Raw genomic sequence first — 21,284 nt, forward strand, 5'->3', positions numbered from 1 at the left:
TAGCTTTTCAAAACAAGCCTTCGGGTAAATGAAAACTGCTTTTTATGTCTAAAAACCTTGTAATCGTCGAATCACCTGCCAAAGCAAAAACCATTGAAGGTTACTTGGGCAAGGATTTCAAAGTGGCCTCTAGCTATGGCCACGTTAGAGATTTACCGAAAGGTGATAAAGCGATTGATATCAAAAACCGATTTAAACCGACCTATGAGGTCACTCCTGATAAAAAAGAGGTAATCAAAAACCTCAAAAACCTGGTAAAGGATTCTGAGACTGTTTACCTAGCAAGTGATGATGACCGGGAAGGAGAAGCTATTTCTTGGCATTTGAAGGAAGTCCTGAATCTAAAGGATGAAAATACCAAGAGAATCGTATTTCGTGAAATCACCAAAAATGCAATCACCAAAGCCATTCAAAACCCAAGAGGTATTGACTATGATTTAGTCAATGCGCAACAGGCAAGAAGAATTTTGGACAGATTAGTCGGATTTGAACTTTCCCCTATCCTTTGGAAAAAAATCAAAACCGGACTTTCGGCGGGAAGAGTTCAATCGGTGGCTGTAAGATTGATAGTGGAGAGAGAGCGGGAAATCGAAGCTCACAAAGCAAAGTCTTCCTTCCGTATTACAGCTCAATTTGAAGTAGAAGGAAAATCTTTTCAAGCCGAGCTTCCAAGGAAGTTCCCGACTAAAGAAGAGGCAGAAGAGTTTTTGAAAGCTTGCCTTGATGCTGAGTTCAGCATTGTTAATCTGGAAAAAAAACCAGCCAAAAAATCGCCGGCTCCACCATTTACTACTTCTACCCTTCAGCAGGAAGCCAGTAGAAAACTGTACTTCTCTGTAGCCCAAACTATGTCTGTGGCTCAAAAGCTATATGAAGCTGGTAAGATTACCTATATGCGTACTGACAGCGTCAACCTTTCTGAAGATGCTATGCAGTCAGCAAAAAGTGCCATTGAAGATTCTTACGGAAAGCCTTATCATCATTCCAGAAAGTATACTTCAAAATCTGAAGGCGCACAGGAAGCTCACGAAGCTATCCGACCAACGGATTTCTCCAAATCAAGCGTTTCCGGAGACAGAAATGAGCAGAGGTTGTACGAACTGATCTGGAAAAGAGCAATTGCATCTCAGATGTCTGATGCTGAATTGGAAAAAACGGTAGTCAATATTGGCATTTCCAACTCTGAATTGACTTTGACAGCCAATGGAGAGATCATCAAATTTGACGGGTTCCTTAAAGTTTATCTGGAAAGCACCGATGACGAGCCAGAAGAAGAGGAAAGCACCAACAAATCACTTTTGCCTCCACTGAAAGTAGGACAGAAACTGGATCTTCTGGAAATGAAAGGAAGAGAAAGCTTTACTCGCTCTGCCCCTAGATATACTGAAGCATCCTTAGTGAAAAAACTGGAGGAATTGGGAATAGGAAGACCATCCACCTATGCTCCTACAATTTCAACTATCCAAAAAAGGGATTATGTCCTCAAAGAATCTAGAGATGGAACCCCAAGGGAATATCAGGAAATGAAAATTTCCAAAGGGAAATTCAAGGAGGAAACTAAGACCGAAATCACAGGAGCTGAAAAGCAAAAGCTTTTCCCTACCAATATTGCAATGGTAGTAAACGACTTTTTGGTGGAGCATTTCCCTAATGTGATTGACTTCAATTTCACCGCCAAGGTGGAAAAAGAATTTGACGACATTGCTGCCGGAGGCCAAGATTGGCAGGATATGATTGATTCCTTCTATGGCAAATTCCATCATCGAGTTGAGGAGACAGAACAAGTTTCAAGACAGGATGTCAATACCAGTAGGTTCATAGGAAATCATCCCCAATCAGGAAAACCCATGACTGCTCGTTTGGGAAGATTTGGACCTTTGGTTCAGATTGGAGACAATGAAGATGAGGAGAAGCAATATGCCAGTTTGAAAAAAGGGCAATTCATTGAAAACATCAGTTTGGACGATGCTTTGGAACTCTTCAAGTTACCAAGAGATGTGGGCATGTTTGAAGATAAAAAAATTGTGGCTGCCATCGGGAGATTTGGTCCCTATGTAAGACATGATGGCTCTTTTGTTTCTTTGCAAAAGGAGCAGGACCCACTTAGTATCACAGAGGAGGAAGCAATTCAATTAATCAAGGATAAGCGTGAGGCAGATGCCAAAAAGCACATCAAGTCCTTCGATGAAAATCCTGAAATTCAGATCCTAAACGGAAGATGGGGTCCTTACATCAAGTTTGGCAAAAACAACTTCAAAATCCCTAAAGACAAAGAGGCGGAAGAGCTCACTTATGCTGAAACCATAGAAATCATAGAAAATCAGCCTGATACAAAGAAAAAAGGGCGTTTTTCGAAAAAGAAGTAAATTAAAAGCCGGCTTAAACCGGCTTTAATTTTTTAACTTAAATGATACATTACAAATCATTGAGTAATCAAAATCTTAATCCTTTATGGAAAAATTGGTAGTTCTTTCAGGTGCCGGAGTTTCCGCAGAAAGCGGAATTAAAACTTTTCGGGACAGTGGAGGGCTTTGGGAAGGACATGATGTAATGGAAGTGGCAAGTCCGGAGGGCTGGAGAAAAAACCAGGACTTGGTTCAAGACTTCTATAATCAGAGAAGAAAACAGATGCTTGAATGCCAGCCAAATCTAGCGCATCAAATATTGGTTGAGTTGGAGGATAATTTTGATGTGCAGATTATCACTCAGAATGTAGATGATCTACATGAAAGGGCCGGTTCCAAAAATGTACTCCATCTACATGGTGAGTTGAGATTGGCACAAAGCTCCTTAGACCCCAACTTGGTCTATGACCTGGATCACTGGGAAATCAAAAAAGGAGATAAATGCGAACGGGGAAGTCAACTGCGACCAAATGTAGTATGGTTTGGTGAACCTGTACCTAAAATGCTGGAGGCGATTGATATAGCCCAAAAGGCCGATATTTTTCTAATTATTGGTACATCTTTGCAGGTTTACCCTGCGGCGAGTATTGTGGATTATGCGCCTTCAAATATCCCGATTTACCTAATTGACCCTAATTCTAGCTTTTATAGCTTACCGAAAAATCTTACCCATTTTCAAAAATCAGCTACAGAAGGAATGAAGATCCTCAAAGAGGTTTTGCTTTGATCCTAATATTCACCTATACTCTTTGGGAAACTTAAGCTGTTAATTTTATTTGATTTTCGTTAGAGAAAATAAAATTTCAACAATTGATCTAAAAACCATAAATTGAAATTTAAATTACTGATTATCCGCAATCATGCCAGTTGCCATATTTTCTTTGTTTGACCGATTGGATACTTCGACTTCGCTCAGTACAGGCGACCGATGACCGAAGACCCAGCCACGGCAGGCAGGCGAAGCTTCCGGATTCTGATCCATTTACTTGACAAAAAGCCGTATCTGGTTGTTACTGGTAAGAAAGCGGATATATATATTTAAATTTTTCCTATGTCAACTCGCAAAAACTCCTGGCCACAGCTCGATTTTGAGTTATACAAAGACACATTATACCTACTTCACCATTGGACACAGATGGTGGGAAAAGTAAGGTTGAAAAAATCACCATGGCAAAATCATTCTTGGCATGTAGCCTTATATATCGATGCTCAGGGGTTCACTACTGGTCCAATCCCCTACGAAAATGGAATTTTTGAAATACGATTGGACTTCACCAGGCATGAGTTAAAAATAAAAACAAGCAATGGCAATCGAGATAGGTTTTCGCTAGGTGGTCAAACCGTCGCCAGCTTTTATGAGCAACTCCAAGAAAAATTGAAGTTCCTGGGCATTTCGGTTAAAATCCATTCAAAGCCCAATGAAATCCCTGAAGCCATTCCATTTGCAAAAAACAACAAGCGGCTGTCCTATCTCCCGAATGAAGCACAAAAGCTTTGGAAAAGTTTAATTCAGGTTCAAAATGTTTTTAGCGTTTTCAGAGCCAAATTCAGAGGAAAAAGCAGTCCGATTCATTTTTTCTGGGGATCCTTTGATTTAGCCTATACTAGATTTTCAGGATCTGCAGCTCCTGAATTTCAAGGAGAAATGCCCAATATGCCATTAGATGTAATGCAGGAAGCCTATTCCCACGAAGTTTTCAGTGTTGGATTCTGGCCAGGAAACGCTGACTTTCCTGAAGCTTGTTTTTACGCTTATTGCTATCCTAATCATGAGCATTTTAGGGCAATCTCAGTCCAGCCAGACACTGCATTTTGGCACGCTGACATGGGTGAGTTTATGCTACCCTATAAGGCAGTGCAAAGCTCTTCCAATCCCAGAGAAACCTTAATGAGTTTTCTACAAAGCACTTATCAAGGGGCAACTGAAGTTGGAAACTGGAACAGAAATGAGTTAGATTGTGATTTCAGTCATCTGGAAAAGAAAAATTCAGCAATCAACCTATGAACCAAAAAGTAGCTGTAATCGGTGTAGGTCCTTCTGGAATAACCGCTTTAAAAAACTTACTGGACCAAGGAATTGATGCGGTTGCTTTTGATAGAAACCAAGATGTGGGCGGAAACTGGATCTACTCAGAGGACGAATCTCATTCCAGTGTTTTTGAAACAACTCATATCATTTCCTCCAAAACTCTTTCCCAATACGAGGACTTTACTTTCGATGAATTTGATCCTGAAACTGCCGATTACCCTTCTCATGATGAATTGAGAAGATATTTTCAGGCTTATGCTACCAAATTCAATTTATATCCATTCATCCGCTTTGGTACTTTAGTCAAAAAATGTCAATGGATAGACCAAAAAACATGGGAAATAACTACTGAAAAAGATGGCAAGGAGACTGTGGAGATTTTCACCCATCTAGTTGTGGCCAATGGACACCATTGGAAGCCCAGATATCCTCAATATCCCGGAGAATTTTCGGGAGACTTCCTCCATTCCCATCAATTCAAAAAGGCAACTCCATTTAAAGACCAAAGGGTTTTGGTCATTGGGGGAGGCAATTCAGCATGCGATGTAGCGGTAGAAACCAGCAGAGTTTCCTCGAAAACAGCTATTAGCTGGAGAAGAGGATACAGAATTGTACCCAAATTCATTTTCGGGAAGCCATCCGATAAAGTAGCTGAGCAAAGTAAATGGATCCCTCCTAAGATCAGGATGTTCCTCAATTCTATTTTACTGAGAATCATTATCGGGAAAAATGAAGCTTATGGACTCAGACCTCCCACTGAAGCCTTCGGCGCTACTCATCCTACCATCAATGATGAGCTTCTGCATAAAATACGACATGGCAAGGTCAAACCTAGACTGGATATCAAGCGATTCGAAGGAAAAAAAGTCATTTTTGAAGATGGCAGAGAAGAAGAATTTGATACGATCATTGCTTGCACTGGGTATTGGTTGAGTCATCCCTTTTTTGAAAAAGACTTTGTAGACTATAGTAAAGGACCTGTTCCCCTCTATTTAAAAATGTTTCATCCCGAATTCCAAAATCTTTATTTCATTGGCATGTTTCAGCCTTTGGGCTGTATTTGGCCGGGAGCAGAATTACAAAGTAAGCTGATGGCTCAAGAATTAATTGGCAAGTGGAAAAGGCCTTCCAACTTAGGGGAGCTTTGTCAAAAAGAGGTAAAGAACCCACATTACAATCAAATAGAAACCCCAAGGCATACCATTACGGTGGACTACCACCAATTTGTGAAAGATCTAAAAAAGCAGTTGCCAAAAGAATACCTATCGAAAAAGCCTATTTTGAATAAAAAGGAAACTGTGAATAATGAAGTTGAATAATTCAATAGAATGAAAAAAACTATCCAGTTAATTCTTTGGGTTTTAATCGTAGGAGCAGTCCTTTTCTACGGATATGAATGGTGGAATAGTTTTCCAAAAGTTAGCTTCGCCCCGCATTTAGCCAGTCATTCAAAAAAGGAAAAGCTGGACTCTATCTTAATAGCCACACTCAATCAAAATCAACTCTCAGGTCTCGCAGTTTCGGTTGTTCGAAATTCGAAGGTGACTTACCAAAAAGCCATTGGCTTTAATGAACTGGAATCCAAAGATTCATTGAAGACAAACACCATCCTTCCAGTTGCATCTATCTCAAAGATCTTTACCAGTTTGGCTGTCGCCAGGCACTTCCAGAGCCTGGGCCTGAATGTAGCTGACCCTATTTCAATCCTGCAACACCCTTTAATTAGTCCTGAATCAGATTTGGGAAAAATATCCTTTGAAGAATTACTCCGGCATGAATCAGGATTAAAAGACAAAACAGTTTTTAACGAGTTTTTCAAGCAAAAGAAAGATCAAAGTCTTGATAACTATGTCTTGGATTTTTTAGAAGGTTCACCAAAACTTGGTCGAAAAAGAGAATATAATTATGCAGATATCAATTTTGATTTATTGGGATTCCTGCTTTCCTTCTCTTCAGGAGCGAGTTTCGATCAATTGGTTCAAGAATCTGTTTTCTGGCAATTGGGAATGAAATCCAGTTATTTTAATGAAAGTTTGATAATTGATGGGGGCTACAGAAAAACATCTGTTTGGAAAAGGCTAAAAGAATCTCCTATTGAATATCAATCACACCCCTCCCCTTCTTCCGGCCTCCAGAGCTCTGTAGAAGATCTTAACAATGCCTTACTGCAGCTAATACGTCTTCATTTAGGAAATATGCAGGAAGAGCTTCTTTGGCTCCAAACAGACCCTGAAAAAGCTCCTGCGGGATTTCAAAAGATTGAAATTAATAAGCAGCAGTTTATTGGTCATTTTGGAGGCCAAGCTGGATTTAGTGCTCTTTTACTTTTTGATCCCGAAGAAAAATTTGGATTAATAATTCTTTCGAATACTCGGGACCGAGACAATTTTAGAGTTAACCTGGCAAGTGAAATCCACTCCCTCATCCAACAAAACCCATGAAAATCTCTTTTCCACATCCATTAATCATTCTTTTGGCTTTCGTCCTATTGTCTTGGCTAGCGACCTTTTTGGTTTCGTCAGGAACTTATGATAGGCAAATCGATGAATATACTGGACGGGAAGTGGTGATTCAGGGAAGTTACGAAGCTATAGAAAAGCAAAATGTCTCCTACGATGAAATGGTCAAAGCTATCCCGGAGGGGATTATTTTGGGCGCCGATATTCTAGTCCTTATCCTGCTTATAGGCGGGGCCTTTTATGTTGTTGAAAAGACTGGAGCATTGCAAGAAGGGGTTGAAGCATTGATCTACAGTTTCCGCGGAAACACTTACTTATTATTGGTCATACTTTCCATCTGTTTTTCAATAGCCGGGGCAACCATTGCCATGCAGGAGGAAATAATTGCTATGGTTCCTCTCCTGATAGTATTGTCCAAAAAGCTCAATTATGATGTAAAATCCATAGTAGGTTTGACTTTGGGTTCTTCATTGGTTGGAGCGGCCTTATCCCCTATTAATCCATTCAATTCTTTGTTAGCTCAAAAATTAGCAGAAGTCGAAGTTTCTGAGGGCTTGGTTTATCGATTGGTGTTTTTCGCGATTGGGATAGGAGTTTGGACTTTTTTAATGATCAGAAATGGAAAAAATAAAAATTCAATTACTGAAAAAATAGAATTAAAGCCCTCTTCCATAGGATGGAGAAATGGATTGATTCTTTTTCTTTCATTAGGAGGAATCATATTTATGGGCTGGGGAATTACCCAAAAGGACTGGGGATACAATGAAATGTCTGCATTCTTTTTTGTGATTGGATTTGCCTGTGGACTGATCGGAAAATTAGGCATAAACGGAACGGCAAGAGTATATACAGCTGGTTTCGGAGAAATGATATTTGCAGGTGTGATTGTGGGCTTGGCAAGAAGTGTCTATTTGATTCTAGAGAAAGGAATGATCATCGATACGGTAATACACTCCATGTTTACTCCTTTGGAAGGGCTTCCAGATCAATTGGCAGTGATGGGTTTATTTATCAGTCAGCTTCTTATCCATATCCCAGTTCCAAGTACTTCTGGCCAAACTGTCCTTACCATTCCCTTGGCAAGCCCCCTAATGGATTTATTGGGAATTTCCAGGCAGCTTGCAGTATTTACCAGCCAATACGCAGTTAGCATGATGGATTTGCTTACCCCTACAAATGGTGGAATGATGGCGGTAATTGCAGCAGCAGGCATCAAATTCAATGACTGGATCAAGTTTATCATTAAGTCTTGGCTAGCAGTTATAGGAATTTGTTTGATATCTATTTTTATCGCCTTAATTTGGTTCGCATAACCTAAAAAAACCTATTTATGAACATCAACGACCACAATCCTTTACCTCCCTATCTTCCTTCAACTGACCGTTATGCTCAGATGAAATACCGAAGAACAGGAAAAAGCGGATTGCTTCTCCCAGAAATAAGCCTTGGTCTCTGGCATAATTTCGGCCATAATGCTGATTTTACTTTGGGAAGAAAAATATTGAGAAGAGCATTTGACTTGGGTATCTCACACTTCGACTTAGCGAACAACTACGGTCCTCCTTATGGATCCGCTGAGGAAAATTTTGGTAGAATCCTAAAAAAAGATTTTTTACCCTATCGGGACGAACTCATCATTTCTTCCAAAGCAGGATGGGATATGTGGCCCGGACCTTATGGAAATATGGGCTCCAAAAAGTATTTGGTAGCTAGCTGTGATCAAAGTCTCAAACGTATGGGACTAGATTATGTAGATATTTTTTATCACCATAGACCAGATCCGGAAACACCTTTGGAAGAAACTATGGGTGCCTTGGATCTATTGGTTAGACAAGGTAAAGCACTCTATGTAGGAATTTCCCAATATAGTGCTGAGGACACAGCCAGAGCTTATAAAATTCTGAAGGAACTCGGTACTCCTTTACTTATCCATCAGCCTAGGTATAGCATGATGGATAGATGGGTTGAAGATGGTTTATTAGACGTTTTGGGAGAAAATGGTATAGGAAGTATCGCGTTTTCACCTTTGGAACAAGGAATGTTGACGGATAAATATTTGAAAGGAATCCCTGAAGATTCAAGGGCAGCAAAAGACGGAAGATATCTTAAGCCAGAGCAAATTGGAGGAGAAAAGTTGGAGCAAATCCGTCAACTTAATGAAGTTGCGATCTCTAGAGGACAAACCTTGGCTCAAATGGCGATTGCTTGGCTTTTGAAGGACAGCCGAATTACCTCTGTTTTGGTGGGCGTTTCAAAACCTGAGCAATTAGATGACAATGTAAATGCAGTGAAAAACACTCAATTTTCGGAAGCAGAAGTTTCTAAAATCAAAGGAATCTTAGGTTCAAAATGAGTTCTGGTAAAGCAAGAAGTGCCCTGATATTGATCGTTATTGCTCAATTTCTGGGCACTTCTCTTTGGTTTGCAGCCAATGCTGCAATACCGGAAATCAGTCAAATTCTCGGTCAACCAGAATTGACTGCACCCATTACTATTGCGGTTCAATTCGGATTCATATCAGGTACCCTCCTATTCGCTATTTTTTCTATCCCAGACAGATTTTCTCCTCGATGGGTTTTCATGGTGAGTGCTATTTTAGCCTCCTTTTTCAATCTTTTCATCGTATTGATTCCTCTACAGTTGGGAGTCCTTCTCATTTGTAGATTTTTCGTAGGCTTTTTTCTGGCAGGAATTTACCCAGTTGGGATGAAGATAGCGGCAGATTACTTTGAAAAAGGTTTGGGTACTGCCTTGGGATTTTTGGTAGGAGCATTGGTATTGGGTACAGCTTTCCCGCATTTGATTCGAGGGTTAGAACTTCAGCTTTCTTGGGAAATCCTCTTCTGGACTACTTCTGCTTTGGCCATAATAGGAGGATTGATAGTTGGGATTTTTGTTCCAGATGGTCCATTCAGAAAACAAAATCTGAAATTTGAATGGAGCCTAATCCCTAACCTCTCTAAGATCCCTGCTTTAAAAAGTGCTGCATCAGGATATTTCGGCCACATGTGGGAGCTATACACTTTCTGGGCATTTATCCCAGGATTGATTGCTTGGTTCAGTATTCAGGATATTCAATCTTCTCAAAACGCTTATCTTTCATTTGCAGTCATCGCGGTAGGGGCCATTTCTTGTGCTGTGGGAGGACTGATTTCATCCAGAATAGGAAGCGAAAAAGTAGCATTAACCGCATTACTAGGTTCTGGCATTTGCTGTATATTGGTTTTGATTATCCCGACTGAACCCCATTATTTTTGGATCATTTTTCTGTTGATTTGGGGGATGCTAGTTACAGCTGATTCCCCTCAATTTTCCACATTGGTGGCTCAGGCTACTCCCGCTCAGTACAAAGGAACTGCCCTTACTTTGGTGAATTGTCTGGGCTTTGCATTGACAATTGTTTCTATTCAAGTGGGGCAACTACTGCTGAAATGGCTTTCGATTGAACAAATGATCAGTTTACTGAGCATAGGACCACTTTTCGGTCTTCTATTGTTCAAATTGTTTAAAAAGAAAAAGGAGGCTTTGTCTCGAAGCCTCCCTGCATAGTTACAAACCGGACTATTGATTAGCGAACTACATTTTCTAATGTTGCTAGGTAAACCCACTTTTGATCTCTTGAGTTCAAACCTTCATTGACAGCTTTTCTTTGCTCAGCGGTTTGCTCTAAATCCTCATAAGCTTGCGCATTGAAAAACTGCATATAATCCTTATACATATTCATGGTCAAATGCGTTGACTTTGCTTGAGACCCTTGTGGCAATGCTGTTCGGAGGAAGCTCCAGTGTCCCATCAAACCCTTTTCAATTTTATTCTGGTGTATGGGTTTAAACACTTCCATTTCAGCTTGCTCGTACTGATTGAACTTACCCTCCACAGCCTTCATCAAGTCAAAAGAGGCAAGTACACCAGGTTTCATTTGGAAGTTGTCTTCCGTACTAACAATTTCTCTCATATAAAGCCTCATGGGCATATCTCTCATCGAAAGTGCATTTTCAAATAACTTTAGCACTTGAGGTTCACTGAGATGAGGATAGGCGATTTTTGTATACTCTATCATTTTTTTATCCTCCAGACCATTCATCATTTTCACCGGATCATCAAAGTACGTAATCATGATGTATTGGAAATCACTATGGTCCGCTCCTGACTGCAATGCCCAGAAGTCCCATCCATTTATTTGATCATCATTGAGAGCCTGCCGGTAAACTTTTTCCATGAAATCTTTAAACTCGATGTAATCAAAGATTTGATCATTTTCAACCTTGATAAATTCGAATACCATATACTGAGTTTGCTGGGCCCTAAGACTTGAGAACCAAAGCAACCCACAAACCAAGAAAAATAACAGCTTTTTCATATTATACATAGTTTAGGGATTGATGTGCTTGTCTTATAATTTAAAAAATAATTCTGTTTATATGCAACTTATTAAAATGAAATTTTATTTATTGAATATTTTCAGGATAAAACTTATTTTTAACAAAGAGACACCGAAAATGTAATTTTCATAAAAGAGATCAACAAAAGTTGGTATTTTACTAAAAAAATGATGCGAAGATGACAGGAATTTCAAGAAGATCTTGGTTAAAAAAAGCCGGAATGGGCGGAAGCTTGGCCTTATTTGGAACGGGTATAAGCACACAGCTTAGTGCTGAGGAAGTAAAAAAGTTTAATCCCAGACCATTAGAAGGTCCAATTCGATTAGGTTCAAACGAAAATCCATACGGACCCTCTGAGAAAATGAGAAAGGCCATGATGGATAATTTTGACCTTGGCTGTAGGTATCCTTGGGCCTATAATGGGGATTTGGTGAAGATGATCGCTGATAAAGAAGGCGTTACTGAGGATCATATTGTCATGGTAGCAGGATCCACAGAAGGCCTCAAAGTGGCAGGAATCACATTCGGGCAAGGTGGTGAGATCATTTCATGCGCCCCTACATTTTTATCCATGATGAGCTATGCCGAATTGTGGGGAACGGATATCAACTGGGTTCCTTTGACCAAGGATTTGGACTTTGATCTGGATGAAATTGAGAAGCGGGTTTCTTATCAAACCAGACTGGTTTTCCTTTGTAACCCTAATAACCCAACTGGAAAACTATTACCTGCAGATCGTGTAAAGGATTTTTGTAATACAGTCAGCAAGAAAACAGTGGTCTTTAGTGATGAGGCCTATTATGATTACATCACAGAACCTAATTATCCATCTATGGTGGAATTAGTCAAAGAAGGAAAAGATGTCATTGTATCCAGAACTTTCTCCAAAGCCTATGGACTGGCAGGTATCCGTCTAGGATACATGGTAGCAAGGCCTGCAATTGCCGAAAAATTGAGAGATCGGGTGGTGGCCAATACCAATATTATGGCTATTGAGGCTGGAAAAGCGGCACTTTTGGATAAAGAATTTTATGACTTTTCAATTCGTAGTAATAAAGAAGTAAAAGCCTCCATTACCAAGACTTTGGATGAGTTGAAACTACCTTACCTGGATTCACATGCCAATTTTGTATTCTTCCAATCTGGAAGAGATATTGGGGAATTAAATAAAACCTTTGCGGACAGAGGAATCATCATTGGAAGACCCTTCCCGCCTTTGAACGATTGGTGCAGAATTTCCACGGGAACTCCGGAGGAAGTAGCCATCTTTAATCAAACCCTGAAAGAAGTATTAGGCTAATGCTTGAAAATGTAATTCTAGAAAATGAACAAATCCTGCTGAGACCCATGACTCGGCAGGATTTTCCTTTACTATTGGATTTAAGCAGAGAAAAATCACTTTGGGATTATTTTACTCATGATTTAAGTAGCCAGGAAGATTTTGAGGATTGGGCTGCTCCCACATTTTCTGGCGAAAGACTGCAGTTCACAATAATCGATAAAGAAAGTACACTACCTATTGGATCCAGCGCCTTTGGAAATTTCTCCCCTAGGGATAAAAGAATTGAAATTGGGTGGACCTGGCTGGGAAAGGACTATCATGGAAAAGGTTATAATAGGCAGATCAAATTCCTGATGTTCGAGTATGCTTTTGAAGTCCAAAAAATGCTAAGAGTAGAATTGAAAACCGATGTGTTGAATACTCCCGCAAGAAAGGCCATGCTTGCTATGGGGATCCATGAGGAAGGTATATTGAGAAGTCATACGCTCCTTTGCTCCGGAAGAAAAAGGGATACGATTTATTATAGTTTACTCGCAGATGAATGGGAATCCACGAAAAAGGCTTGGTATGAAAAAAGGCGCTGAAATTAGCGCCTTTCATTTATTATTTCAACCAATCAGGTTTGGTCGTAACAACCTCCGCCTGCAACTGATTTAGCAAATTATACAATCCGAAGTAGGTTCGATTGATGTACAAACCATGTCTGGAACCCCTCGCCTGCCTAGACTTTTTAAACATCTTATCATTCGAGATTTTATCTCCCAACATAAAAATTTGCTCAAAGAAGCCATCGTCAGCAAAGTCAAACTTTTCAACATGAAATGGCTTCCCCAGTAAGGAAATCATTTCTTTGAATACTCCTTTGAAGTAGACTTTTTCTTGCTCAGTATCTTTGTCGGAAATAAATTCCAAGTCATAGAAAATTTGATTCAGCTCTTCTTCTTTGATCAATAAATCCTTTTTGATCAAAGAGAAGTATCCATGGTAAAACTCTTCCGGGATCACTTTTACACATCCGAAATCTATAATCCCCAATACATCATTTTCCTGTACGATGAAATTACCCGGATGTGGATCTGCGTGTACCTGCATCAAGTTGTGAACTTGATGATGGTAAAAATCCCACAATGCCTGACCGATTTGATTTTTAGCCTCCTGACTAGGATTGGCCTCTAGCCATTCTTTGATATGCTTTCCCTGAATCCAATCCATGGTGATGATGCGATCAGCACTCAATTCATCATAATAGGTGGGGAAATTCAAGTTTGGAATATGCTCACAGGCTTTTGAAATTTCTCTGGATCGCTCTACTTCCAAAACGTAATCCGTCTCTTCCAACAGCCTCTCTTCTACTTCAGCCATGTAATGATCCAGTTCCTTCTCATTCATGTTAAGTAACCTCAAAGCAAAGGGACGAACGAGCTTCAAATCAGACCCGACTGAATCAGCTACCCCTGGATACTGGATTTTCACAGCGAGTAATTTATCTCCTTTGGTAGCTTGATGCACCTGACCGATGGAAGCAGCATTCACTGCGGATCTGGTAAAGGTGTCAAACAATTGATCAGGGGTTTTTCCCAGATGCTGTTGAAATGTCTTAACGACTAAAGGATAGGATAATGGTGGCGCAGAATATTGAGCCATGGTAAACTTATCCTGATACGCCCTTGGCAAAAGGTTTTTATCCATACTCATCATTTGAGCCACTTTCAAGGCAGAACCTTTCAATTGACTTAATGAATTATATATATCTTTCGCATTGCTCTGGTGTAAGGATTCCTTGTCCAAAGCCGGATTAACCATTTTTTTGGCATAATGCTTCACATAATTCCCTCCTACCTTCGCACCGGTAGAAATGAATTTAGCCGCTCTCTGCACTTTGGAAACTGGTATCGCTTCCTGCTCTTTCACATTTTCAGCCATGGTTTATTTGTTTTGGTATAAAAATTTGGCAAAGTCTAAGAAGCTATCTAGGGCACTTTTTCCCATCAGGTCAAAAGCCAAATTGACAGACTTCTCAATAGCGGCATCTGTTTTTTCGAATCTTGGAGAATTATCATCCAACCAATATTTCAAAACGAACAATACCTGAATCCACAAGGCCTCATCATAGCGATCTGAAATCACAGGGCGGTTGGCGATCTCCTGTGTTTCCTTTCCCTCCATGATTATATCGCTGGCAAAATCCTTAAATTTTTCTTTAAACTCCTTCAATTCTGAAGGAATTGGATTCATAGCTTTGCTTCTGTGCTCATACAGACTCAATAAATAGGATCTATTTTTCTTAAGCTCCTCAATCCAGGTGAAGAGAAAACCGAGAAATTTTTCTCTGGCTGAATATTCTCTATACACCTCTTGAGCCTCTAACTGGCTGATGGTATCCTCAAATATCTGAACCCAGATTGCTGATTTGATTGCATCAAAGGAGGTGAAATAAGTGTAGAAATCTGCCTCTTTCATCTTCAGTTCTTTTGCAAACTTAAAGATCGAATTAGGAGCAGTTCCATTTTCTAATACATGATTTACAAAACCTTCTAGAATTAGCTTTCTATAATCCTTCTTGTTGGTCTTTTTCACTGTTGCTGTTTCCATTTTTCAGGTGTAAGTACAAAGGGTAAACACGCAAAAGTGACTTTGGGTTTAAGATATTGGCATAAAAAAACCGGGAACAAGTCCCGGTCAAAATTCTTAGGAGAAAATTATCAGTCCCCCACTTTTTCTACCACCAGATTATGATTCGTATAAATACATACATCTGCAGCTATATGGAGACTTTCTCTCACCATTTCCTCAGCTGACAGATGGGTAGCAAATTTCTTCATTGCTCTTGCAGCTGACTGCGCAAACATGGATCCCGAACCAATAGTAGCTATTTCCATATCGGGCTCAATCACATCTCCTGTTCCAGAGATAATCAAGATATCCTCCTTATCAGCAACAATCATCATCGCTTCCAATTTGCTAAGCATTCTGTCTGTTCTCCATTCTTTGGCTAACTCAACGGCGGCTCTTTTCATATTATTGCCAAAAGCACCAAGCTTCTCTTCAAACTTCTCCAATAAGGTAAAGGCATCAGCTGTGGATCCAGCAAAACCTGTTACAATTTTCCCTCCTTGCAGTACTCTGATTTTCTTTACACTACTTTTGGCTACCGTATTTCCCAAAGTGGCCTGTCCATCTGCACCTATTACTGTTTCCCCATTGTGCCTGATAGCTACAACGGTGGTTGATTTGATTCTTTCCATGAATTAAAAGTTTTCTTGCTTATAAAGATGACTCTGCTGACTTCGAGTTTTCTTAAATCTCTCAGCGTCATCTCGAATGCCTTTCTCCAATAACCATACTAAAAGCAAAAAGTCCTGAAAACAGGACTTTTTGACAGATAATTTATATCAATATTCTGACCGGATCTTCCAAAAGGCCTTTTAGAGTCAATAAGAAGGCTGACCCAACTGCACCGTCAACTACTCTGTGGTCACAAGAAAGAGTCACTTTCATGATATTTCCGATTTTCATTTGACCGTCTTTCACAATTACCGTCTCTTTGATACCTCCTACAGCTAGGATACATGCATCAGGCGGGTTAATGATAGCAGTGAACTCATCAATGCCAAACATCCCTAAGTTGGAAATTGTGAATGTGTTACCCTCCCAATCTTTAGGCTGTAATTCTTTGTTTTTGGCTTTTCCACCCAAAGTTTTTGCCTCGTTGGAAATCTGAGATAATGACTTGCTGTCTGCAAAACGAATAACAGGAACCAAAAGTCCTTCCTCAACTGCTACCGCCATTCCAATATGGATGTGGTCATTGTATCGGATTTTATCACCCAACCAGCTTGAGTTCACTTTAGGATGTTGACGCAAGGCTGCTGCACTTGCTTTGATCACCATGTCATTGAAGGAAATTTTCACTGGAGAAACCTCATTCATACTCTTACGAGCTTCGATGGCTTTGTCCATATTGATTTCCATAGTCAAATAGAAATGTGGTGCAGAGTATTTGCTTTCTGCAAGTCTCTTTGCAATCACTTTTCTCATTTGAGAAACTTTCTCCTCTGTGAAGCTCTCCTGACCAACCGAAGGCATTACAGCAGATGCAGAAGCAGAAGCTGCCGGAGCTGCAGTAGGAACAAAATTTTCTACATCTCTTTTGATGATTCTTCCTCCATCACCGGAACCAGCTACCTGACGGATGTCAATTCCCTTTTCTTCGGCGATTTTCTTTGCCAATGGAGATGCTTTAACACGATCTCCATCAGAAGTTACTGGAGATGGACTTGCCACAGAGCTACTGCTAGATGACTTGGATTCTTCTGATTTTTTAGGTTCAGCAGCTTTCTTTTCTTCTTTATCCTCCTGCTTTTCCTCCTCAGGCTCATCTGATTGCTCCTGAGCTTTCAGCAGAGTTTCATAATCAGCATCTTTTGCACCAATTACAGCAATTACGCCGTCAACTGGTACACTGTCACCTTCTTCTACTCCTACATATAAAAGTGTGCCGTCTTCGTAAGACTCCAATTCCATGGTAGCCTTGTCCGTCTCCACCTCAGCGATGATTTCGCCAGATTTCACACTGTCTCCAACTTTCTTCAGCCATGCAGCGATAGTACCTTCCTGCATAGTATCAGACATTTTCGGCATGGTAATCACCGTAGCATCTATGTTGGATGTATCTATTTTCTCCGAAGACTTTTTAGGCTTGTCTTCAGATTTTTTCTCTTCAGTCTTTTTCTCTTCAGCTTTAGGAGCTTCTTCTTTCTTTTCATCAGAGCCTCCGTTATCCTTCAACAAGTGTTCGAAGTCTTCCCCCTTCTCCCCGATCACAGCGATGATGCCGTTTACAGGAACTGAATCTTTCTCTTTTACTCCGATATGTAAGAGCACACCTTCTTCATAGGATTCAAGCTCCATAGTTGCTTTGTCAGTTTCTACTTCCGCCAGAATATCTCCTGGTTTTACAGAATCTCCGACTTTTTTCAACCATGCAGCGATCACACCTTCTTCCATGGTGTCGCTCATTTTTGGCATTCTTATTACTTCGGCCATAGGTTATTGCGCGCTAGTTCGTTTTTAAAGTGTCCAAAAATAGTTTTTATAATGTCTTTATTCAAATTTAAAACTAGTATTTTCCCCTCTGATTGAAGCCATAGATAATACATTAAATTGTATGCCTCTGATTACCCATAGCAACTACAAAAGACCTAAGTGGCTGTTTAATGGCCACTTAGAAACTATTTACCCCGCCCTTTTTCGCAAAATAGAGCTCTTAAACGGACTAAGGGAAAGAATTAAAACAGCCGATGGAGATTTTCTGGATTTGGATTGGTACAAACAAAATTCCTCCCATTTAGTCATCATCAGTCATGGTTTGGAAGGAAACAGTTCCCGTCCCTATATGTTGGGTATGGCCAAAATATTTTTCAAAAATGGCTTTGATGTGCTCACTTGGAATTATAGGGGTTGCGGAGAAGAGCTGAATAAACAGGCAATATTTTATCATTCCGGAGCAACTTATGATTTGGATGAGGTAGTGAAGCACTCCATGCCGCAATATGATCAAATCAGTCTAATTGGTTTCAGCTTGGGAGGAAACCTTACTTTAAAGTATCTAGGAGAACAGAAAAGCAATAATCCAAAAATCAAGAATGGAGTGGCTGTTTCAGTTCCGCTTCACCTTTCATCAAGCAGCAAAAAGATATCTGAAGGCGAAAACATCCTTTACTCCAAAAGATTTCTCAAAACGCTGAGAGAAAAGGTTATGAAAAAGGCAGAAACACATCCTGAGGAAATTCCGATTCATTTTTTAAAAAACATCAAAACTCTCAGCGATTTTGATGATTATTTCACGGGACCTTTACATGGCTTCAGCGATGCAGAGGAATATTATGAGGTCAATTCATCGATCCATTTTTTGGACCAGATTGATGTTCCTACTTTGGTTTTGAATGCTAAAAATGATCCCTTCCTAAGCGAGCGTTGTTTTCCTGAAAAATTGGGAAAAAGTCTTCCAAAAGTTTATTTCGAATTCCCAAAACATGGGGGTCATGTGGGGTTTTCTTCAGGAAATAATTCAATTCCTTACTATTCTGAGCAAAGAGCATTTGAATTTATAGGGATGGATATCTAACTTCCAGCAAATTATGACAAATCATGTGTGGTAGATATTCTCTAAGCAAAAGCAAAATTGAATTGGAAGAAAGGTTTCAGGCAGAAATGCTTCCTGATTTCAACCCTAGGTATAATATTGCCCCAACTCAGCTTTTGCCAGTAATTACTTCCCAAAGTCCAAAGGGATTTTCATTTTTCTATTGGGGAATCACACCTGAATTTGGAAGAAATAAACCAGTCGCTCAAAAACTGATCAATGCAAAAGCAGAATCAGTGCATGAGAAAGTTTCTTTTAAAACCTCGTTTAAACAAAGGAGATGTCTGGTTCCTGCTGACGGCTTCTATGAATGGAAACAATTGGGAAAGAAAACCAAAATTCCCTATCGGTTTACAATGAGGGATGATGAGTTATTTGCGTTTGCTGGAATTTGGGAAGAGTATGAAAATATCAATGGAGAAAATCACCATACTTTTTTGATTTTGACAACCTCTCCCAATGAATTGGTTTCTGAAGTGCATGACAGAATGCCTGTCATTTTAAATCGGGAAGATGAAAAGAAATGGCTGGACTCTTATACCGAAGAAAAAGAGCTTCTTTCTATGCTGAAGCCATATCAGGCTGAAAAAATGCTCAGCTTTACTGTTTCCCCAATGGTTAATTCAGTGAAGAATGATAGTCCGGCTATCATCAAAAGAACTTCTCCTATGGATCAATTTGGGAATTATACTCTTTTCGGGTAAACAAATGAGGCTTTGATGGTTTTTGTTGTAAGTGCCTAAGTCACGATATTTAGGCCTCCTTTTCAAGTATTGACCCAAATTTGCCATAATCGAGTATGACCCAAAATAACCTCTACAGGCGTGATTATTCTTCATACGAGATCCATTCTGCCATTTGGCAGGTCGGCATGGCGATTGAAAAAAAAGAATAATCATATGAAATGCCCATGAGAATAAATCTCACACAACTTGTCCCGTCCGCCGCGGCGGATCGGGAGGGAGATGCCCCGATAAATCGGGGTAGGGCATTCCATCTGACCACTGAAAAACAAATTATAAACAGATGAAAAAATCCAGAATATTAGGTGTAGGCCATTTTGTACCTGAGCGTGTTGTAACCAACGAAGATCTTGCAGGTATGATGGACACCAACAATCAGTGGATTGTTGAAAGAACGGGAATTCACAGCAGACACTGGTTTACCCCAGGGGTGGACACCATCACCTCCATGTCCAAAGCTGCAACGATTAAGGCGCTTGAAAGAGCAAATGTAACTGCCGAGGAAATAGATTTTATCGTTTTTGCTACAATAACTCCCGACTATTTTATTCCAGGAAATGGCGTGTTGCTTCAACGAGAACTCAACTTTAGAGAAATCGGAGCGCTAGATATTAGAAATGCCTGTTCAGGATTTATTTATGCACTTTCCATCGCCGATCAGTTTATAAAAACCGGCATGTACAAAAAGGTTCTGGTAGTAGGCGCAGAAATCCAATCTTCTGCTTTGGATAAAAGTGATGAAGGAAGGTCAAGTTCAGTCATTTTTGCAGATGGTGCCGGTGCAGTAGTTTTAGGAGCCGTTGAATCTGATCAACCTGGAATTCTCTCAACCCATTTGCATTCAGAAGGTAAGTATGCAGAGGAGCTCTATTGTAAAGATCCTGGAAGCAGTAGAGAAGTTAGACTCTCCCCTGAAATGTTGGAGTCTGGCAGCACTTATCTTAGAATGAACGGAAATGCTGTATTCAAACATGCTGTTGTGCGTTTTATGGAAGTAATTCAAGAGGCCTTGAGTCACAATCAATTGGACAAATCAGCCATTGACCTCTTAGTGCCTCATCAGGCCAACTTGAGAATCAGCCAATACATTCAGCAAAAATTGGAAATGCCGGATGAGAAAGTTTTCAACAATATCATGCACATGGGCAATACTACAGCTGCAACTATACCAATTGCTTTAAGCGAAGCATGGGAACAAGGAAGAATCAAAGAGGGCGACTTGATTTGTTTGGCAGCATTTGGTTCAGGCTTTACTTGGGCTTCCGCTCTGCTACATTGGTAATGGATAAAAAATCAGATAAACTGGATTTGAATCTTTGGGCAGATGAACAGTTGATCCGAAGACAGAATCAGTTGAAATATCAGTTTTGGGAAGTATTTGGAGCTGTAGGAGATGAATTCCCTAAAAGTCATCTCAGTCTATACCACAGCAAAGTCAAAGGAAAAAAATTAGCCCAAGGTCAAGACCTAATGGGTCTGCCTTATCAGGTTTTGGATATATTTCGGGATTTCAATTTGGACGAAGGTCTAAATATCCGATTGCTCAACTGGTTTGGAAAGGGCGTATATCTTTTTGTTCTGTGTGGAAAATTTTCCCATAAAGACTGGAATCTAAAAGAGCTTGATTTTCAGAGATCTTGGACAAGCAGCCCTTGGGATTATTCTGAACTGTTACTAGAGGAGTTTTCGAAAAACGAAAACCTTAACTATATTCAATGGTTTAAAAGGCTACCTGTCTCTCCTATGCTCAGTCAAAATCAAAAAGAATGGTCAGAGGCAATAAGAAAAGTTCTAAACTCCCTTGAAGCATTTCTGGCAAAGAAGCAGAAATAGGTTATT

General features: G+C 40.0%; 19 protein-coding genes. 14 read left to right on the forward strand and 5 right to left on the reverse strand.

The genetic code is table 11. The annotated features are described in order from the left end of the window. The first annotated feature begins 44 nt into the window (after positions 1–44). From topA to FL972_RS06985, 8 genes are all read left to right on the forward strand, one after another. The gene (gene topA, locus FL972_RS06950; RefSeq protein ID WP_144604326.1) at positions 45–2,366 is read left to right on the forward strand and encodes a type I DNA topoisomerase; all 2,322 of its coding nucleotides are present in this window, start codon (positions 45–47) and stop codon (positions 2,364–2,366) included. An 85-nt stretch (positions 2,367–2,451) separates the two neighbouring features. Next, positions 2,452–3,132, forward strand: a complete 681-nt coding sequence (locus tag FL972_RS06955) for an SIR2 family NAD-dependent protein deacylase (protein ID WP_144604327.1) — start codon at positions 2,452–2,454, stop codon at positions 3,130–3,132. 324 nt (positions 3,133–3,456) lie between these two features. Next, the gene (locus FL972_RS06960) at positions 3,457–4,410 is read left to right on the forward strand and encodes a DUF5996 family protein (protein ID WP_144604328.1); all 954 of its coding nucleotides are present in this window, start codon (positions 3,457–3,459) and stop codon (positions 4,408–4,410) included. Then, on the forward strand, positions 4,407–5,753 hold the full coding sequence (locus tag FL972_RS06965; RefSeq protein WP_144604329.1) for a flavin-containing monooxygenase: 1,347 nt from the start codon (positions 4,407–4,409) through the stop codon (positions 5,751–5,753). Before FL972_RS06960 ends, FL972_RS06965 begins: the two co-directional genes overlap by 4 nt. 9 nt (positions 5,754–5,762) lie before the next feature. After that, complete coding sequence (locus FL972_RS06970) at positions 5,763–6,875, forward strand: serine hydrolase domain-containing protein (protein ID WP_144604330.1); 1,113 nt, start codon at positions 5,763–5,765, stop codon at positions 6,873–6,875. Then, complete coding sequence (locus tag FL972_RS06975) at positions 6,872–8,206, forward strand: YfcC family protein (RefSeq protein WP_144604331.1); 1,335 nt, start codon at positions 6,872–6,874, stop codon at positions 8,204–8,206. The genes FL972_RS06970 and FL972_RS06975 overlap by 4 nt, the downstream gene beginning before the upstream one ends. 17 nt (positions 8,207–8,223) lie before the next feature. Beyond that, positions 8,224–9,246 carry an L-glyceraldehyde 3-phosphate reductase gene (gene mgrA / locus FL972_RS06980; protein ID WP_144604332.1) on the forward strand — a complete coding sequence of 341 codons (1,023 nt, stop codon included), beginning with the start codon at positions 8,224–8,226 and terminating at the stop codon, positions 9,244–9,246. Then, positions 9,243–10,442, forward strand: coding sequence for an MFS transporter (locus FL972_RS06985; protein WP_144604333.1), 1,200 nt, complete (start codon positions 9,243–9,245; stop codon positions 10,440–10,442). The genes mgrA and FL972_RS06985 overlap by 4 nt, the downstream gene beginning before the upstream one ends. Positions 10,443–10,461: 19 nt before the next feature. On the opposite strand, the gene FL972_RS06990 is transcribed toward FL972_RS06985, so the two are convergent. Beyond that, positions 10,462–11,253, reverse strand: a complete 792-nt coding sequence (locus FL972_RS06990) for a hypothetical protein (protein WP_144604334.1) — start codon at positions 11,251–11,253, stop codon at positions 10,462–10,464. A gap of 200 nt (positions 11,254–11,453) precedes the next feature. On the opposite strand from FL972_RS06990, the gene FL972_RS06995 reads away from it, so the two are divergent. Both FL972_RS06995 and FL972_RS07000 read left to right on the forward strand, forming a co-directional pair. After that, complete coding sequence (locus tag FL972_RS06995) at positions 11,454–12,575, forward strand: pyridoxal phosphate-dependent aminotransferase (RefSeq protein ID WP_144604335.1); 1,122 nt, start codon at positions 11,454–11,456, stop codon at positions 12,573–12,575. Further along, on the forward strand, positions 12,575–13,141 hold the full coding sequence (locus FL972_RS07000; protein ID WP_144604336.1) for a GNAT family N-acetyltransferase: 567 nt from the start codon (positions 12,575–12,577) through the stop codon (positions 13,139–13,141). The genes FL972_RS06995 and FL972_RS07000 overlap by 1 nt, the downstream gene beginning before the upstream one ends. A gap of 19 nt (positions 13,142–13,160) precedes the next feature. Here FL972_RS07000 and FL972_RS07005 read toward each other — a convergent pair whose 3' ends face one another. From FL972_RS07005 to FL972_RS07020, 4 genes are all read right to left on the reverse strand, one after another. After that, complete coding sequence (locus tag FL972_RS07005; protein ID WP_144604337.1) at positions 13,161–14,480, reverse strand: ABC1 kinase family protein; 1,320 nt, start codon at positions 14,478–14,480, stop codon at positions 13,161–13,163. 3 nt (positions 14,481–14,483) lie between these two features. After that, positions 14,484–15,149 carry a TetR/AcrR family transcriptional regulator gene (locus tag FL972_RS07010; RefSeq protein ID WP_144604338.1) on the reverse strand — a complete coding sequence of 222 codons (666 nt, stop codon included), beginning with the start codon at positions 15,147–15,149 and terminating at the stop codon, positions 14,484–14,486. Between the two features lie 110 nt (positions 15,150–15,259). Continuing rightward, a complete protein-coding gene (gene hslV, locus FL972_RS07015) occupies positions 15,260–15,802 on the reverse strand; it encodes an ATP-dependent protease subunit HslV (RefSeq protein WP_091655287.1) in 543 nt (180 codons plus the stop codon). Between the two features lie 142 nt (positions 15,803–15,944). Beyond that, complete coding sequence (locus FL972_RS07020; protein WP_144604339.1) at positions 15,945–17,603, reverse strand: pyruvate dehydrogenase complex dihydrolipoamide acetyltransferase; 1,659 nt, start codon at positions 17,601–17,603, stop codon at positions 15,945–15,947. 121 nt (positions 17,604–17,724) lie between these two features. Here FL972_RS07020 and FL972_RS07025 point away from each other — a divergent pair, with 121 nt between their 5' ends. The 4 genes from FL972_RS07025 to FL972_RS07040 all read left to right on the forward strand — a co-directional run bounded on the left by FL972_RS07025 (position 17,725) and on the right by FL972_RS07040 (position 21,278). Further along, positions 17,725–18,684: a YheT family hydrolase gene (locus FL972_RS07025; protein ID WP_144604340.1), complete on the forward strand. Its 960-nt coding sequence runs from the start codon at positions 17,725–17,727 to the stop codon at positions 18,682–18,684. Between the two features lie 23 nt (positions 18,685–18,707). Continuing rightward, positions 18,708–19,406 carry an SOS response-associated peptidase gene (locus FL972_RS07030; protein WP_144604341.1) on the forward strand — a complete coding sequence of 233 codons (699 nt, stop codon included), beginning with the start codon at positions 18,708–18,710 and terminating at the stop codon, positions 19,404–19,406. A 322-nt stretch (positions 19,407–19,728) separates the two neighbouring features. Further along, on the forward strand, positions 19,729–20,727 hold the full coding sequence (locus FL972_RS07035; RefSeq protein WP_144604342.1) for a 3-oxoacyl-ACP synthase III family protein: 999 nt from the start codon (positions 19,729–19,731) through the stop codon (positions 20,725–20,727). Further along, the gene (locus tag FL972_RS07040; RefSeq protein ID WP_144604343.1) at positions 20,727–21,278 is read left to right on the forward strand and encodes a hypothetical protein; all 552 of its coding nucleotides are present in this window, start codon (positions 20,727–20,729) and stop codon (positions 21,276–21,278) included. The genes FL972_RS07035 and FL972_RS07040 overlap by 1 nt, the downstream gene beginning before the upstream one ends. The last annotated feature ends 6 nt before the right edge of the window (positions 21,279–21,284 follow it).

This window comes from Algoriphagus algorifonticola, assembly GCF_007655305.1.
GTDB classification, from domain to species: Bacteria; Bacteroidota; Bacteroidia; order Cytophagales; family Cyclobacteriaceae; genus Algoriphagus; species Algoriphagus algorifonticola.